Below are 15,063 nucleotides of genomic sequence, written 5' to 3'. Positions count from 1 at the left end.
TGTGAAAATGGGATACCGAAGAGACGCTCTCTTCGGCATAGAACTATTTTTGTTTTTGTACCCATTCGACGAGAGTTTTTGCCTCTTCATCGGTGAGTGTTTGCGGAGGCATCGGAGTTTCACCCCATTTACCTTTTGAACCGTTTTTGATGGAAGCGGTGAGAATCTCAGCACTTTCCCCTTTGGCGGCGACCTCTTTATAGGCAGGCCCTACAAGTTTTGTATCAACACTGTGACATGCTAAACACCCTTTAGAATCCGCCAACGCCACGGCAGGGTCAAGTACGACAGCCGGAGCATTTTTCATCTCCTCTTTGTGCGCTTTGTACTCGGCGATAACGTCGGTCATGTATTTTTCCGTTGCTTCGGCTTGGAGTTTAAGTGGCTCTTCGAAGCTCACTACGCGGATACCGTGACGTGCTGTTGCCATTAAAAGTACAGCTACAATCATCAATACAAGTACTTTGGTCGCGTCGGAGAGAGACATCTCTTCATTGCTAAAGCGTTTGAGGAGGAAGAAAAAGATAATGAGCAATACCGCGGATGCCGCAAACGGCAAGAACACAAACGGTGTATGAATATACGCTTCACTGATGCGCGGGCTAAAGGCGAAAAACACCAACGGTAAAACAGCGATATTGACAGGTGATGCCCACATAAACCATTTTTTACCTTGATCAATCGCCAAACGACCTACTTCAGCCTCTTCTCCGCCCTCTTTAGACCATTTGACTCCCAAATAGATCATGACGATCCCAGTGAATGCAAATGCAGTGAGGAAGAAGTTGATGAGACGGAAGAACGTCAACGGTGTCAACATAATGTCCCAAATATTTTGCACTGAGGCAAATAATTCTGGTTGCAAATAGAGGTTTGACATCGACATAAACACAGGAGGCAACGTATAGAACGTCAATACCGCGACCAAACCGATTGCAATATGGAACCCTTTGTGGTTATGCAATGAATGCCAGCTAAATTTATACGCATACGAGAGCAAGAACGCGAAGATGTTCCCGTAAATGATGTGCAAAATATGCGGAGAAACTTTGAGAATCGCCGTATAGAAAAATCCGGTATAAAGTACCGAAATAACGAGTAACGGAGCGACCCCCCATAATGCCCCCATATTTTCACTGATGGTGGTAGGGTTGGTCATTTTGTATGCCAACAAATCGTTTGTTTTGGATTTTTTGAATACACCAAAAATATTATACAAAACCGACGCCGTTGAAGCACCGATGAGGGTATAGATAAATGCGATATGCACGACAAATACGATAATTCCAAGCGTGTCAAAAAACCAGCCTGGGAGTCCCATCGTCGGAACGACGAGGGGGATGTCAAAAGGGAGTTTCCAGTTCATTATTTGATCTCTCCTCTTTTATTAAGTGATGCGATATAAGCTGCTAACGCGTCTTTCTCGGCTTCGGTTCCGGTAAACGGAGGCATATACGGTGTTCCCCCGCCCGGTAGGTTGTTGATACGGTTACGAATCGCCTCTTCGCTCCACCCTTTGGTTAGGAATTTGAGTCCGTTGATGCCGTTTTCGGTATGGCAGGCACGACACTCGATTTGGGCAATCGTATGACCCACTTCGATGAGGTTAGATTTGTCCTCTTTGAGCACTTTTTTATCTTCATCGACGAAGACGGCGTGTTTGAGAATACCGACTTTGTTGAGATACGGCACGTCGGTGACGCGGATGCCGTTAGCATACATGTAGTTATAGATGAGGTACGGTTTGCGAATAAATTCGCGGGTTCGTTCTTCGAATCCCCAAAAGAGCATAAATGCAGCAACCATGAGGGTAGCGGCAATGTATGGCATACGTTTCGGAGAGAAGTAGGCGATAATCGTTGTGAGTACCACCGCACCGCCGATACCGCTAATGATCATGTACATCATTTGCAAGTTGTCAGCAAACGCTCTCGTCATCATCGCCGTAGGGATCATGGCACGCGCCGCTTCAGGGATTTGGAGTAGATAGTAGTACCCAAATGCCGCAGCAACAGGAACGGTAACCATCATGATGGTCGCGAAGAATTTAATCATACGCTCTTTGGTGGCGCGAATCTCTTCGTCTTTACTGAAACTCGTAATGAGCCATGTCCATAGAATAGCGAGTGCTCCGGCAAATGCAATCGAACTAAAGGTTCTCATCATAAGTCCCGGTATCCATGTCGGATTAAAGAGGGCATTATTGTAGTTGACGACTCCCGGATATACTTCAGGATCGATCCACGGTTGACCGTCGAAATTCGGTGTCAACATAAAGCCCAAAATAGCGGTAATGATGAGCATCGTTACCCATGAAGAGACGGCATAAAAAATACCGAAGTTAACCGATTTAGATCTTCCCTCAGCCGTTGCAGCTTTTGGTTTCCATGTCATAAACCAGAAGAGGAGTAAAATAACCTCGAAGTTAAAGACGATCCACTCGATAAACCATTTCCAGAAGAATACGCGGATGAGTCCCCCGATGGCATTGGGGCTGATAATGTTAGCGTGAATCCACATCCCGATTCCGGTGAGTGCACCGACTGAAGTGGTGATGATAAAAAAGACCATAAGGAGGCGGTAGACGGTTTCATACCCCGCCAAATCATTTTTCTTATTAGTCCACCATGCGGCGAGAGCGAGTACCACAGATCCTCCGACGGCACCGCCGTGAGAGACAAATACGTGGATGATCGCGTTGATCGCCATGAGCATTCTTAGCCCTATAGTGGGCATTTCGAATATGGGAAAATCGAACATATATATCCTTTGTTTTTATATCATGCCCATGAGCAAAGCCCATCGGCATGGCAGGGACACGGGTGTCCCTTGCAACCCCCTAAAGCTTTTCGCATAAATGCGAAAGATTTTAAGAGAATGTATTTGAAAGGTGTATATGCACGACAACGTCGGAGAAACAGCGCGGAAAAACGCTATAATTTAGACGTTGCTATGCAATACGTTTTTCCGTCTGCTTGAGAGCTGCAATTCATAGAGCAGACGGATCGTGGTTGGGCTTTCTCCTCCGTTTATTCCTCCTTTATGCTCCTGTATAGTAATTTCCGAGAATAGGATTATGAACTAACAGTGTTAATTTTGTGTTAAATAATAAAAATAAGAATTAATTAAACATTTGAAGAGGCGGTACGTATGACGTATCGAATTGCTGGGTGTAAGGCATAAGGGTATAATAGCAAAAAAAATGGAGACACTTTATGATTATTTGGCATAATCCAAAATGTTCAAAATCGCGTGAAGCGTTAAATCTGTTGGAAGATAAAGGGGGAGATTACGAAGTGTTTAAATATCTAGATACCCCTCCATCATGCCAAGAAATCGTGGTTTTGTTAGAAAAATTGGGGCTTACGGCGCGAGAGCTGATGCGAACCAAAGAAGATTTGTATAAAGAGCTTGGAGTGGCACAAATAGCGGATGAAGAAAAGCTGGTGGATATATTGGCAGCACATCCGAAACTTATCGAACGCCCTATCCTTATCGACGGAAATCGTGCCCTGATCGGACGTCCGGTAGAGAAAGTGATCGAATTTTTAGGTTAGGTTCTGAACTTTTGTAGCTTATGGTTGAGTTCTGCCGTATTGTCTCCGATGCCGTTTGCCACACTGGTAATGGAACTGATACTGGTGGTATTGGAACAGGCAATAGCGTTAATTGAATCGATATTAGACGAGATTAAATTCATCCCCTCTCTAATAGTGATAAGACCTTCATTGGAGGCGTGGACGCTGGTGGTAGCAATACCCATTAATGAAGAAGAAGTCTGAATCATGATTTGGACGGCACTTGAATCTTTAGAGACAATGAGAATCGCTCCGGCAGATTTATCCATTTTTTGACTGGTGTCCATGACGGCATCCACAATGGTACGGATCGTATGATTGATTTGAGAGAGGCTCTCTTGTGTTCGTTCGGCCAATTTACGAACTTCATCTGCAACGACGGCAAACCCTCGACCATGCTCCCCTGCACGAGCCGCTTCAATAGCGGCATTGAGTGCCAAAAGGTTTGTTTGATCGGCGATATCGCCAATGATATCGAGAACTCCCTTGACCTCTTGTGCACGTGAAGAGAGAGTTTTAAGATCTTCAGAGAGGACTTGCTGTGTTTGGGCAACGGTTTGAATGTCATTATTCATTTGTGAAATTTGCCCGCTGGCTCTTGAAAGATGGGTAGAGGCTTCATCAATTTTTATATTTGTATCTTCCGACGCATCCGAAGTGTGCTGGATGATATCTTGTAAGGTAATGATTTGAGTGTGGGTTTTGGATATATCCGATGCACTCGCTTCGAGCCTCCCTTTGATAATTTTGCATACGTTATTCAACTCTTCGGCAGAAGAGATGCTGTTTTGAGATGATGACTTCATCCCGTTAACCATTTTTTGCAGCTCTTCCATTGAATCATTCATATCTTTAGCCGCTGTTGCGAGTTCGTCATCCCCGTTGGCATCAATTCTCTCCAGCAAATCACCTGAACGAAGATGTTGGGCAATTCTGGTCAAATTGGCAATTTTTCTGAGTAAATATTTGGTGATAAAATGGAGGACAATATGGACAATAATCATCCCGATCGGAAAGGAAAGGATAATAAGCCAGAGTATTCTGTCAAACTCTTTTTGAGAAACGATATAGAGATTATTAGCGTTGGCTATTTGCAACTCGATCAGTTCGTCTAATTGCTCGCTGGCAGGGGTGAGACTGTAAGGAAAATCACTTTGGATTAGATCCAGCACACCCATGAGTTGTTTATCTTTGATCGCTTTTTCAAGCAAAACGATAGAACGTTCAGCACGTTCAATAACCATTTTTGCTGAAGAAAGCTTTTTTGCCTCTTCCGGAGTCACCGTCCCTTTGAGATACGTATTCCATTGTTTATCAAAGTTCTGATGCGATTTTTGTACGGTTAAGAGAGCCGTATCGAAATCCCCCATCCCCTGCGAAAGATTCGTAGCTGTAATTACAATCTCTTTATCCAGAACATTTTTACAGCTGCGAAGATTTTGCAGCGGTTGAAGACTTTGGGTATGTATCGTTTTTAACGAGGTATTCGATAAATACATTCCGATAACCCCGATGAGAATAGCCACAAAGGCAAAAAGCTGAGCCATAACGACAATTAGGGTGATTTTTTGCCGTATGGATAGTCGGGCAAACAGGGATAATGATTTACGAGCAACCATACGGCGCACCTTAGTAAGAAAGTGCGAAAGTGTAAAATCTTATGGTTACAAGAAGGTCACATTAACTATTAAGAGCAGCCGATCATGGGTTTTTTGGGGTTACGCACGAAGGGGCGAGAAGTTCGGGACGGTATTCGAAGTGCATGGTGTCATAGTGATACCAGCGTCCCCCCCAGATAAAGCCGTGCTTTTCGAATATGCGGACGATAGACATGGGCATAGTGTTTTTATAGCCGATATGGGCGGTTTCCGAAGAAGCTTCCCTTTTCCAGTATTGGGTTTTATTGGGGGCCAAATCGATGGCGATCCCGAAGCTGTGCATAGAGAGACGATCGGTGTCTTGGATCGTACGATAACAGTAGGTGTCGGCACCCTCTGCCCAGATACGGTCACTTTTAGGGAGTTTAGCGATCTCTTGGCCGATCGCGGTTAGTTTCTTATCTACTCCGTCTACATGGGTGAAAAGGAGTTTTTTATTCCCTTTGAGGGTGGGCCAAATAACGGTAGCAAGATTGGCTTCGATCGCTTTTTGGTTTTTTCCATAAATCGCTTGGAAAAAAGGTTGATAACGGAGTCTTCCTGGATCAAAGAGATAGGGCGGAGGGGTATCGATTCCCCCCGAATCATACGGTTGATCCAGTTGAGTTGCAAGATCGGCATTATTGATTTTTTCATCCCATGAGGCGCGCGATTGCGTTGTTTGGTAGGGGAGGATGGTTCCATTTCTAAGGACAATTTCATGAGAATCGGCTTTGAGTATCAAATCCGGATACCCTTCTTGAAGACATTGGGGGTTTGCATGGAGCGAAACCGTCAGTATTACTAATCCAAGCCAGGCTAATCGCATCGGTCTCTCCGCTGTTTTTGATATTATAACATTTCACGATTGGTTCACACTTTGGTGCTAAGATACAGGTATCTAAATAAATAGGAGTTTCCTATGAAAGCATTACGATTAATGAGCGCCGCATTGGGTACAGTCATGCTGTTATCGGTTTCAGTGTATGCGCATGATGGACGAGGCGGATACGGTCGGGGTGGATATTATGCCCCCAGTCATTATAATCACGGAAGCTGGATTGTCCCATTGGCGGTGGGCGGTATCTTGGGATATGCCCTCTCAGAACCGCGCCGAGAATCGGTAACGTATGTGCAGCCGGTACCATCGCGGGTCATTTATCCAGCACAACCGGTATATCAAGAGCAATGGGTTTATTTCAATGATTGTGATTGTCAGCGTAAAGTGTTGGTACAAATTCGTTAGGGGATAGCTCCTTAACGCTGCTTTTCTCTTTTTTAATGCGGTACATTGAGCTATCTGCCGCTTTTATTAACGTATCCGCATCCATAGCATCTTCGGGATATATAGCCATTCCGACGCTGGCTTTGGCTTGAAGCGTTACGTATTCATTGATGATAATCGGTTCATTGATAGCGGATTGGATGGTGTGAAACACCGTATCAATATGCTCTTGGTTATGAATGTCTTCAATAATAATAACAAATTCATCCCCTCCGTATCGGCTAACGGTATCCGTGTTTCGTAAGCATGCTTTGAGATTTTTTGCTACTTCGGATAAGAGTTTGTCTCCCACTTCATGTCCGTATCGGTCATTGACAATTTTAAAATCATTGAGATCGATAAAGAAAAGGGCAATGCGTTGTGAAGTTTGTGAAGCTCGCTCGATGGCGCGGAAGAGTCGATCGTCCATCGCAGCGCGATTGGTTGCTCCGGTAAGCGGGTCGTGATGCGCTTTATGCGTCAGGGTATCTACATGAGTACTTAGCTGTGTGATATCGTGGAGGTTGGCGACGTAGCTGATCAGACGTTGGCGGTTGTAGATAGCGGTGATGGTGACGCTAAGGACTTTGTCCCCTTTTTGGGAAGGTTTGGTGATGGTTCCTCTCCACATATGATCGGCATTGAACTGCGACTGTATGGCACTGAATGAACGCTTTTCGTTAAAGAGATAGGCCCCGATATGCCTACCGTACACTTCGTCGGGCTCACCGAGATTCAGAAGGAAAAAACTCCGATTGGCAAATTCAATCAGCCCTTTATGATCGGTATAAAAGATCGCATCTCCGGCACTCTCAAGAGCCGTGGAGCGTTTGCTTAACTCATCCAGGGTCTTTTTAGAGGCGGTAATGTCCTGTGCCATACAGAGAATGTCCCCTTTATGCCCCGGAAGCAATCGGTTTCCCCATTCGCAAAAAATCTCGTTTCGGTATTTGGTGACATTGTAATTTTTAGAGTGGCTGCTCCCCTCGGCAGAGGCTTTTTGCAAGATATTCATGACGTGTGTTTTATCGAAAGAGGGGACGAGGAAATCGATGATATCTTTATTGAGGGCTTCGAGGGCACTCCATCCGAAAATACTTTCGGCCGATTGATTCCATTCCAGTATACGATAATTCTGATCGATTACGATAAGGGCGACGGGAGAGTCGCAAAAAAATTGATGATATCGGTTTTGGCTTTGGTTCAATCGACGATTAAGGACAATACTGTGGACTACCCACAACGCCATAATGACGAGGAGTGCAGGGACGGCTAAAAGTTCCATTATTCCGAGGTCTGGAAGTATAAATGAAGCGTGCGCGAGGCAATAATGAGACCGATGGGAAGGCGACAGAACATGTGGGAACTCATAGGAACAGGCTACATCCTTTTTTAATTTATGGGATTATATATTGTTAGTTATTATTTTAACATTAAAGTAATTTTTTAAGTTTTCTCCCTTTTTTGATGGGATGCGGTGTATAATAAAGAGAGATAGGAGGTGTGTATATGTTTTTTCCTACCCTTGGCGTGATTGCGACGACGGATGTCGTCTCGGTGAGTATTCATCAAACAATCCAAGAAGCACTGACTGCGATGCATGCCCATGATCATCGAAAAATTGTGGTTATTAACCAAAATGTTTACTATGTTCTTACCACGCAAGATATGATTGGTTTGAAAATAAGCGGGATCGATTTTAATACCCAGCTGTCCCAAGTGGTGTTAAAACAGATGGCGGTTCTTAATAAAGAGAGTAATGTTCTGAATGCTTTGAATCTGACGAATGAGATGGATGAATCTATTTGTGTCTGTAATGAAGACGGAACCCTCTACGGTTTGGTCACTAACAGTGATATCGTAGCGAGCGTTGATCCGCAGGTGATATTGGAGAGTTTACAAATCGGAAGTGTTTTCGATAAAAAATATGGATTTAAATCATTCACGCCGGATGCAACAATGGAGCAAATTCTTGATTATATGAAAGACTCTCCGAGTGACTGCGTCATTATTCAAGAGCATAATACGCCGGTAGGCATTTTAACTTCGAAAGATGTCCTCCATTTTATCGGTGATAATGCATCCCATTCAATGAAAGTTTCGACCGTGATGTCTACCCCGATCGAAACACTTGAATCGACTGCATCGATCAGTGATGCGCTCAGTTTTTTACGGATGCGTAACTATAAGCGAATTGTTGTGACCGATGAGAACGGACTTATAATGGGGATCGTTACTCAGCAGGATTTGATTTCCCGTACCTACCTTCGATGGTCACAATTGGTGCATGAACATATGAGTCAGTTTGAAGAGTTGACGCAAATTCTTCAACAAAAAAACAAACACCTCACCGAACTTGCGACCAAAGATGCCCTCACAGATATACACAACCGCCATATGTTTGCGGAACTGTTTTCAAAAGAGCTGGCTATTTCTAAACGACAGAAGAGCAAGCTTTCGCTGGCAATGATCGATTTGGATTATTTCAAGCGGATTAATGATGCGCATGGCCATAATATCGGAGATCATGTCCTCAAAAATTTTGCGCACTTGGTTCATGCTTCGGTGCGTGAAGCAGACCTGTTTGCACGGTGGGGGGGCGAGGAGTTTGTTCTATTGCTTCGAGATGCTTCGTGTGAGGAGGCATTTCATGTCTCTGAAAAGATCCGTATGCTGCTTGAAGCTAAAACGTTTGATGAGGTGGGGCAGGTTACGTGCAGTATCGGGATTACCGAAGTGAATCCCGATGATACCCTTCACAGTGCTATCGGGCGTGCGGACGGAGCCCTTTATATGGCCAAACATGAAGGGCGCAATCGTACGGTTGCTTGTAGGATAAAATGATGAAATTAGTAACACTTGAATCGATACTTTCGCATAAAACTTCTACCCTTAATTCTGCGGATACCATAGCACAGGCATTGTCCATGATGGATGTTCAGGCCATAAGTTCGGTTATTATTGTCAATGATGAGAACCGGCCGGTAGGTATTTTTACCGAGCATGATGCATTGCGAGTTGTTGCCGAAACCCTTGATACCCAATCGCCACTTTCTGCGGTAATGACGGCTGCGCCATTTTGTGTATCGCATACGATGCAATTACACGATGCGTATATCCTTATGGAAGAAAAAGGGTTTCGTCATCTGGTCGTGATAGATGAGCAGGGATGCTTTGCCGGGGTAGTCAGTGAAGGGGACTTTTTACGTCATATCGGATTTGAGCATTTGGCAAAGTTTAAAATTGTTGCTGAAGCAATGAGCAAGTCTCCGTTGATTGTTGAATCCGGTATGTCATTAGTGGAAGCGGCTGCATTGATGAGCGAACGGAAGTGTGATTATGCGGTGGTGCTGGAGGGAGTACTCCCTGTTGGACTGATTACGGAACGCGATATCGCCCGACGATGTGCACAGGAAGAAAGCTTGTACGATGAGACAGTGCGCCACTTACTTCACAAAAATATCCACTTTATCGATAAAAACATCCCGCTTCATGAAGCGGCATCCATTATGGAACAACACGGGGTTCATCAGCTTGTGGTCGTGGACCCTCAGGGGAATCTGGCCGGATTGCTTAATCGACATGATGTGCTGCACGCGGTTCACGGTGCATATTTTGAATTTTTGATTCGGGTGATTGACCAAAAAAGTGCGGCAATTGCCAAAATGAATGAGCATAAAAAAAGTTTATCGCATGAAAAAGAGGAAATTGAAAAAAGCGAGCTGAAACTTCGAAAACTTTTTGAGGCTCTTCCTGAGGGGGTTGTGCTTCTTGATAACAGTACGATGAGGGCAGTAGAATTTAATCAAGCAGCGCATGAGTCTCTCGGATACAGTGCGGAGGAATTTCAAAAGCTCCAAATTTCGGATTACAATGCGATCGAATCACCTGAAGAGACCCGTCGGCGGATAGAAGCAATCCGCAGGTACGGACGAGATAGTTTTGAAACACTTCATCGTACCAAAGACGGTACGATTATTGATGTGCTGGTGAATGTGGTTGCGGTTGATCTTGCGGGTGTTCCGCACATGATAGCGGTATACCGGGACATTACGGAGATGCGACGGACAGAACGGTATCTGCATGAACGTCAAGATGAGCTGGTTCAGCAGAGTACGTTACTGCATACACTTGTCAACACAATTCCCGATTTGGTCTGGGTTAAAAATACCGATGGCGTTTATATGGCATGCAATAAAATGTTTGAGAAGCTTTATAATGCCAAAGAGTCTGACATTATAGGTAAAAATGATTTTGATTTTGTCGATCCGGAGCTTGCCCGTTTTTTCCGTCAGAACGATCAATCAGCGATTGATGCCGGCGGATCACGTACCAATGAAGAGTATTTGAAATTTGCGGACGGAAGTTACGAGGGGATGTTTGATACGATCAAAACACCGATGAAAGATGCGAATGGAAAGGTACTCGGAGTCCTAGGGATTGCCCGTGATATTACCGATAGGAAAGAGTATGAACGGCAGTTGGAAGCATTGGCGAATTACGATCCGTTGACCGGATTGGCCAATCGTGGATTGCTCTCCTCGCATCTGTACAGTTCGATTGAAAAAGCCAAGCGGCTTAAAACGCAAATAGCACTGTTGATGTTTGACTTGGACCGATTTAAAGATGTGAATGACAGTTTTGGACACGGTGCAGGGGACGAACTGCTTAAACAAGTCGCGAAACGATTTGATATTCGGCTGCGCGAAGGGGATATGATCAGCCGGTTGGGGGGCGATGAATTTGCCATCGTATTGGAAAACATTACCCATCCCGAAGATGCAGGACGGATTGCCGAAGAGATGATCGGTGCGCTGAGTGCCCCGTATAAGCTCTCAGGCGGCGAAGCTATCCATATTGGAATGAGTGTGGGGATTGTCCTTTACCCTGATCACGGGGAGAGTTCTTCTGAGCTGATGCAACATGCTGATGCGGCGTTGTACAAAGCAAAAGCGGAGGGGAGAGGGACCTATTGTTATTATACTGATGAACTAACCGAATCGGCACGTCGCCGGATCGAATTTGAGACCCGTTTGCGCCGTGCTATCCGGAATAATGAGTTTGAAGTGTTTTATCAGCCGCAGGTTCATATTGCAACCGGACGGATAGTGGGTGCCGAAGCGTTAATACGATGGAATGACCCTGAATACGGAATGATATCCCCTAGCGAATTTATCCCGATTGCGGAGAATACCGGGCTGATCGCTGCCATAGGGGAATGGGTGCTGTATGAGACGTGCCGACAAGGGAAAATCTGGATGAATCAAGGGCATCGGCTTACCCTCGCCGTGAATGTCTCTGCTCATCAGGTACGTCATCAGAATATCCCAGAGATGGTTGAAAATACCCTCAAAAAAACAGGTTATCCTGCCGATAAATTGGAGCTTGAGCTTACCGAAAGTGCACTGATGCAGCGGGAAGAGGAGACCGTCGCAATGCTCCATACTCTCAGAGCGCAGGGGATACGGTTGGCTATCGATGATTTCGGTACCGGCTACTCATCCCTCTCGTATCTCAAACGCTTTCCGATCGATGTATTAAAAATTGATAAAAGTTTTGTGGACGATCTTCCGTTTGATAATGATGATATGGCGATTGTGACGGCAATTATCGCGATGGGTAAAGCGTTGGGATTCCAGATTTTGGCTGAGGGGACAGAGCGTATCGAGCAAATCGAGTTCTTACAAGAGCGAGGCTGTACAATGTATCAGGGGTATTTCAAAAGTCCTCCGGTTCCGGCAGCCGAATTCGAAAAACTGTTAGTCTAATGATGTTTGCCTCGAAAGAGGCAAACTGTAGCGTGTTATTTTAAGGTATCCACGTATTCGGCGACGGCTTTCATATCCGCATCGCTGAGAGCAGCTACGTTTCCTTGCATAACAACTTTTTGATCGCCGCCGTAGGTGCCGTTCTTGTATCCGGTCAGTTTGGCGAGAGTTCCGCTGCTGCCCGCGATTGCTTTGCCGGCGATAGAAACCTCTTTGCCATCTGCCCCATGGCACTCAACGCACGTTTGACCATAAATTTTCATCCCCGCTGACGCGCCGTAAACGAGAGGGATACTTACCATAAAACTCAAGAGATATTTCACCATTCTAATGCTCCTTTGTGTAGTGGTTAATTGTAGCACATTTAACGGATCATCTGCATAACCCCCATTACGATCTCAACAAGGATGAGGATAATAATAATCCACTCCAAAAATTCGCTTTGTTTATGATTTATAAGATCCATAACAAGCATTACATCTTCTTTGATCTGGGAGAGCTTGGAGAGGGCAATTTCGTGTCGGTCATAAAGTTCTAGGATAAATGCCAGGCGATTATAGAGGGCTTCCGCCTCAGCATCGTCCCACAGAATATTGGGTTTATCCAGCAGTAAGAGATTACTTACCATATCGTGCCGGGTTAAGGCAAGCCGTTTGGCAAATTGCATCAGGTGGGATCGTCGGGTAATGGAAAAGCTATGGATGGAATCGATGATTTTACGGCTTTGGAGAAAGAGGGTGTTGAGCCGTTTTTCGTAGTGCTCCAAGCCGACACTCTGTGAGACGGCAAGGGCAATGATATTGAGATTATGGGTGGATGCTGATTTGAGGATAATAGCTTCATTGGTCACTTCAAACGCCGGTTCAATCATCGGATCGATGTGGAGGGGGTAATCTTGGGTAATAAGGGTACTCTCCTCTTCGGAGCCTAGGGTAATTCCGAGCGATGAGAGGGCGGCAATGATCTCTTTTTTTTCTTCGGCAATCAGGGTGAGGACACCAAAGGGTGCCAGAACAACATGTAAGGTGTCATTATGACCGTAATAGCCGTTTTCAACGCCGCGCTTTAATGTTACATCGAGAGAATATTCGATTGCGGCTTTGGCAATAGGACGAGATGGATACAAGGAGAGGAGGTTCATGGGGATCCTTTTTGCGAAGGTTTCATGAGCCTATTGTATCATTTAATCGTTACGGTGAGATTGAGAAGGATTACATTTTCTCATACAAATCAAAGAGATCGACTCCATCGGGGAGGCGGGGTTTGCCGTCTCTAAAACTGCGGGTATGGGAGATAAGTCGCTTAAAATGTTTGCGCAGATGATAGGCGTCAGGGACATTGGGACGGAACCAGTCCCCTTTGGCACTGAAGAGCCAATCGATTGCCGATTTGACATCACCCACCGTGTAGCCGCCGGTATCGATAAGAAGTTTAATCTGCGCCGCCCAGCTCATCACATCAAAAGGGGCTTCGAATTGCGGATCGATGGCGGAGAGGTGGTGGATAAAATAACGGGCTACCTCAAACTCTTCGGTCGTGGGCTTGGTCTCTTGGAGTACCGATTCGGAGATAACGGCCGGAGAAGAGGAAGATATCTCTTTGCGTACCCACCGTTCAAACTCGGCAAACCAATCGAAAGAGCGGTTGTTTCGGGAGCGCTGATAGAGGTTGAAATCGTCAAATATCTCCCGTCGCAGTCCGTCGCGATCACACATCTCCAGTGCAAACGCGTGGAGTTCGTTAAACGCATCGTTGGTGAGATTGAGATAATAGTTGCTGTCGATGTATTCGGCAGAGACGGCTATAGGAGTGGGGAGCGTTTGGATATGCTCTAGCGGTAAGAGGGCATAGTGAACCATCATCCCGTTTGGTGTTTTACGACGGATCGTTTTTAATATCCCTTTTTTGACCAAGGCATCCAGTGCTTCGACCACTTCTCGGGGGCTATGACGGAGCATTTGAGCCAGTACCGGCGCTTCGATATCGCCCGGTTTTTCCCCCCAAACGAGTGTGTGTCGGATGAGTAGGGGGAGGATGGCGCGTTCCAATAAACTCAAGTCCTCCCGATCAATCAGGGCAAGAGGGATGGAGATCATAAACGTTTACTCGCAGAGATAAGCTTGGCTTTGAGCGGTGCAGTAATGCCCTCGTTTTTTTCCCGTTCGCGACGGAGGATTTCATTGCGGTATTCGTGGGTAACACGGGCCTCGAAAAGGGCATGATCGAGGGATACATAATCGTAAATCCACCGTTTGGTGAGGGTTCGGATCACATTGATATCGGTAGCATCGAGCAAGGGGGTATCCGAATCCACACGACGGATCGAGGTAAAACGGATTTGCTCGAACCGCTCTACGGCGCTGTGCTCCGTATCTCGTGATAAAACGATCTGCTGGCGGATATCGTACATCAGAGCGTAGAGCTGTTCGGAGCGTTGTTGTGCCTCTTGATCTATTGGACTCAAGGTCTCTTCTTCGAACTCCCCCGCAATCTGAGCAATCTTTTCAAAACCGTTTTTAAACGGCATGGGCCGCGAAGAGAGGCGGCGAAAAAACTCCCGATAGTGTGCGGGACGGATGTCACGTACCAGATCGGAAACATGCGCGCGGAGATTAATGTTCTCTTCGATTTTGAAATACTCCATCAGCGATGTGACGAATTGAGTGCGGATCTGTTCTTCAGTCGGTGTACGGTGTTGCATAGTATAAGTATATCACCCCTAAATATAAGAGAGAATAAAGCGAATCCTTTGTTATAAAAAAATGTAATCTTATTGAGTCCAATGTGTGTTATTATAGTGTGACTAAAATGTGACC

13 protein-coding genes are annotated in these 15,063 nt (G+C 45.5%); 4 read left to right on the top strand and 9 right to left on the bottom strand.

Annotation, left to right across the window (positions count from 1 at the left end; translation table 11 throughout):
• Positions 1-43: 43 nt before the first annotated feature.
• Together WC407_RS09945 and WC407_RS09940 are read right to left on the bottom strand one after the other, a co-directional pair.
• A complete protein-coding gene (locus tag WC407_RS09945) occupies positions 44-1,366 on the bottom strand; it encodes a c-type cytochrome (RefSeq protein ID WP_373022479.1) in 1,323 nt (440 codons plus the stop codon).
• On the bottom strand, positions 1,366-2,760 hold the full coding sequence (locus WC407_RS09940; protein WP_373022478.1) for a cytochrome c: 1,395 nt from the start codon (positions 2,758-2,760) through the stop codon (positions 1,366-1,368). Before WC407_RS09940 ends, WC407_RS09945 begins: the two co-directional genes overlap by 1 nt.
• Before the next feature lie 455 nt (positions 2,761-3,215).
• On the opposite strand from WC407_RS09940, the gene arsC reads away from it, so the two are divergent.
• Positions 3,216-3,557, top strand: a complete 342-nt coding sequence (gene arsC / locus WC407_RS09935; protein WP_373022477.1) for an arsenate reductase (glutaredoxin) — start codon at positions 3,216-3,218, stop codon at positions 3,555-3,557.
• On the opposite strand, the gene WC407_RS09930 is transcribed toward arsC, so the two are convergent.
• Positions 3,554-5,197 carry a methyl-accepting chemotaxis protein gene (locus WC407_RS09930; protein ID WP_373022476.1) on the bottom strand — a complete coding sequence of 548 codons (1,644 nt, stop codon included), beginning with the start codon at positions 5,195-5,197 and terminating at the stop codon, positions 3,554-3,556. The two genes, arsC and WC407_RS09930, sit on opposite strands and share 4 nt — an antisense overlap.
• Positions 5,198-5,279: 82 nt before the next feature.
• Complete coding sequence (locus tag WC407_RS09925) at positions 5,280-6,044, bottom strand: M15 family metallopeptidase (protein WP_373022475.1); 765 nt, start codon at positions 6,042-6,044, stop codon at positions 5,280-5,282.
• 93 nt (positions 6,045-6,137) lie between these two features.
• On the opposite strand from WC407_RS09925, the gene WC407_RS09920 reads away from it, so the two are divergent.
• Entirely contained in the window at positions 6,138-6,461 is a 324-nt protein-coding gene (locus tag WC407_RS09920) for a hypothetical protein (RefSeq protein WP_373022472.1), read from the top strand.
• Here the strand turns inward: WC407_RS09920 and WC407_RS09915 are convergent.
• A complete protein-coding gene (locus tag WC407_RS09915; RefSeq protein ID WP_373022471.1) occupies positions 6,415-7,764 on the bottom strand; it encodes a diguanylate cyclase domain-containing protein in 1,350 nt (449 codons plus the stop codon). The genes WC407_RS09920 and WC407_RS09915 overlap by 47 nt on opposite strands.
• A 224-nt stretch (positions 7,765-7,988) precedes the next feature.
• Here WC407_RS09915 and WC407_RS09910 point away from each other — a divergent pair, with 224 nt between their 5' ends.
• A complete protein-coding gene (locus WC407_RS09910; RefSeq protein WP_373022470.1) occupies positions 7,989-9,323 on the top strand; it encodes a diguanylate cyclase in 1,335 nt (444 codons plus the stop codon).
• Entirely contained in the window at positions 9,323-12,247 is a 2,925-nt protein-coding gene (locus tag WC407_RS09905; protein WP_373022469.1) for an EAL domain-containing protein, read from the top strand. The genes WC407_RS09910 and WC407_RS09905 overlap by 1 nt, the downstream gene beginning before the upstream one ends.
• 35 nt (positions 12,248-12,282) lie before the next feature.
• On the opposite strand, the gene WC407_RS09900 is transcribed toward WC407_RS09905, so the two are convergent.
• The 4 genes from WC407_RS09900 to WC407_RS09885 form a co-directional block, all read right to left on the bottom strand.
• The gene (locus WC407_RS09900; RefSeq protein ID WP_373022468.1) at positions 12,283-12,573 is read right to left on the bottom strand and encodes a cytochrome c; all 291 of its coding nucleotides are present in this window, start codon (positions 12,571-12,573) and stop codon (positions 12,283-12,285) included.
• Between the two features lie 38 nt (positions 12,574-12,611).
• Positions 12,612-13,388, bottom strand: coding sequence for an RMD1 family protein (locus WC407_RS09895; protein ID WP_373022467.1), 777 nt, complete (start codon positions 13,386-13,388; stop codon positions 12,612-12,614).
• Positions 13,389-13,458: 70 nt separating this feature from the next.
• Positions 13,459-14,343 carry a hypothetical protein gene (locus WC407_RS09890; RefSeq protein ID WP_373022466.1) on the bottom strand — a complete coding sequence of 295 codons (885 nt, stop codon included), beginning with the start codon at positions 14,341-14,343 and terminating at the stop codon, positions 13,459-13,461.
• A complete protein-coding gene (locus tag WC407_RS09885; protein WP_373022465.1) occupies positions 14,340-14,948 on the bottom strand; it encodes a hypothetical protein in 609 nt (202 codons plus the stop codon). The genes WC407_RS09890 and WC407_RS09885 overlap by 4 nt, the downstream gene beginning before the upstream one ends.
• Positions 14,949-15,063 lie beyond the last annotated feature (115 nt).

It is taken from the genome of Sulfuricurvum sp., from assembly GCF_041651515.1.
Classification (GTDB): Bacteria; Campylobacterota; Campylobacteria; order Campylobacterales; family Sulfurimonadaceae; genus Sulfuricurvum.
Note: the sequence above shows the minus strand (reverse complement) of the source record. Positions and strands in the feature narration are given on the sequence as shown.

Coding starts and splice junctions, on each gene's coding strand:
- WC407_RS09930 (WP_373022476.1), bottom strand. CDS start 5,197: ATGGTTGCTCGTAAATCATTATCCCTGTTTGCCCGACTATCCATACGG.
- WC407_RS09900 (WP_373022468.1), bottom strand. CDS start 12,573: ATGGTGAAATATCTCTTGAGTTTTATGGTAAGTATCCCTCTCGTTTAC.
- WC407_RS09890 (WP_373022466.1), bottom strand. CDS start 14,343: ATGATCTCCATCCCTCTTGCCCTGATTGATCGGGAGGACTTGAGTTTA.
- WC407_RS09925 (WP_373022475.1), bottom strand. CDS start 6,044: ATGCGATTAGCCTGGCTTGGATTAGTAATACTGACGGTTTCGCTCCAT.
- WC407_RS09895 (WP_373022467.1), bottom strand. CDS start 13,388: ATGAACCTCCTCTCCTTGTATCCATCTCGTCCTATTGCCAAAGCCGCA.
- arsC (WP_373022477.1), top strand. CDS start 3,216: ATGATTATTTGGCATAATCCAAAATGTTCAAAATCGCGTGAAGCGTTA.
- WC407_RS09905 (WP_373022469.1), top strand. CDS start 9,323: ATGAAATTAGTAACACTTGAATCGATACTTTCGCATAAAACTTCTACC.
- WC407_RS09920 (WP_373022472.1), top strand. CDS start 6,138: ATGAAAGCATTACGATTAATGAGCGCCGCATTGGGTACAGTCATGCTG.
- WC407_RS09915 (WP_373022471.1), bottom strand. CDS start 7,764: ATGGAACTTTTAGCCGTCCCTGCACTCCTCGTCATTATGGCGTTGTGG.
- WC407_RS09910 (WP_373022470.1), top strand. CDS start 7,989: ATGTTTTTTCCTACCCTTGGCGTGATTGCGACGACGGATGTCGTCTCG.
- WC407_RS09945 (WP_373022479.1), bottom strand. CDS start 1,366: ATGAACTGGAAACTCCCTTTTGACATCCCCCTCGTCGTTCCGACGATG.
- WC407_RS09940 (WP_373022478.1), bottom strand. CDS start 2,760: ATGTTCGATTTTCCCATATTCGAAATGCCCACTATAGGGCTAAGAATG.
- WC407_RS09885 (WP_373022465.1), bottom strand. CDS start 14,948: ATGCAACACCGTACACCGACTGAAGAACAGATCCGCACTCAATTCGTC.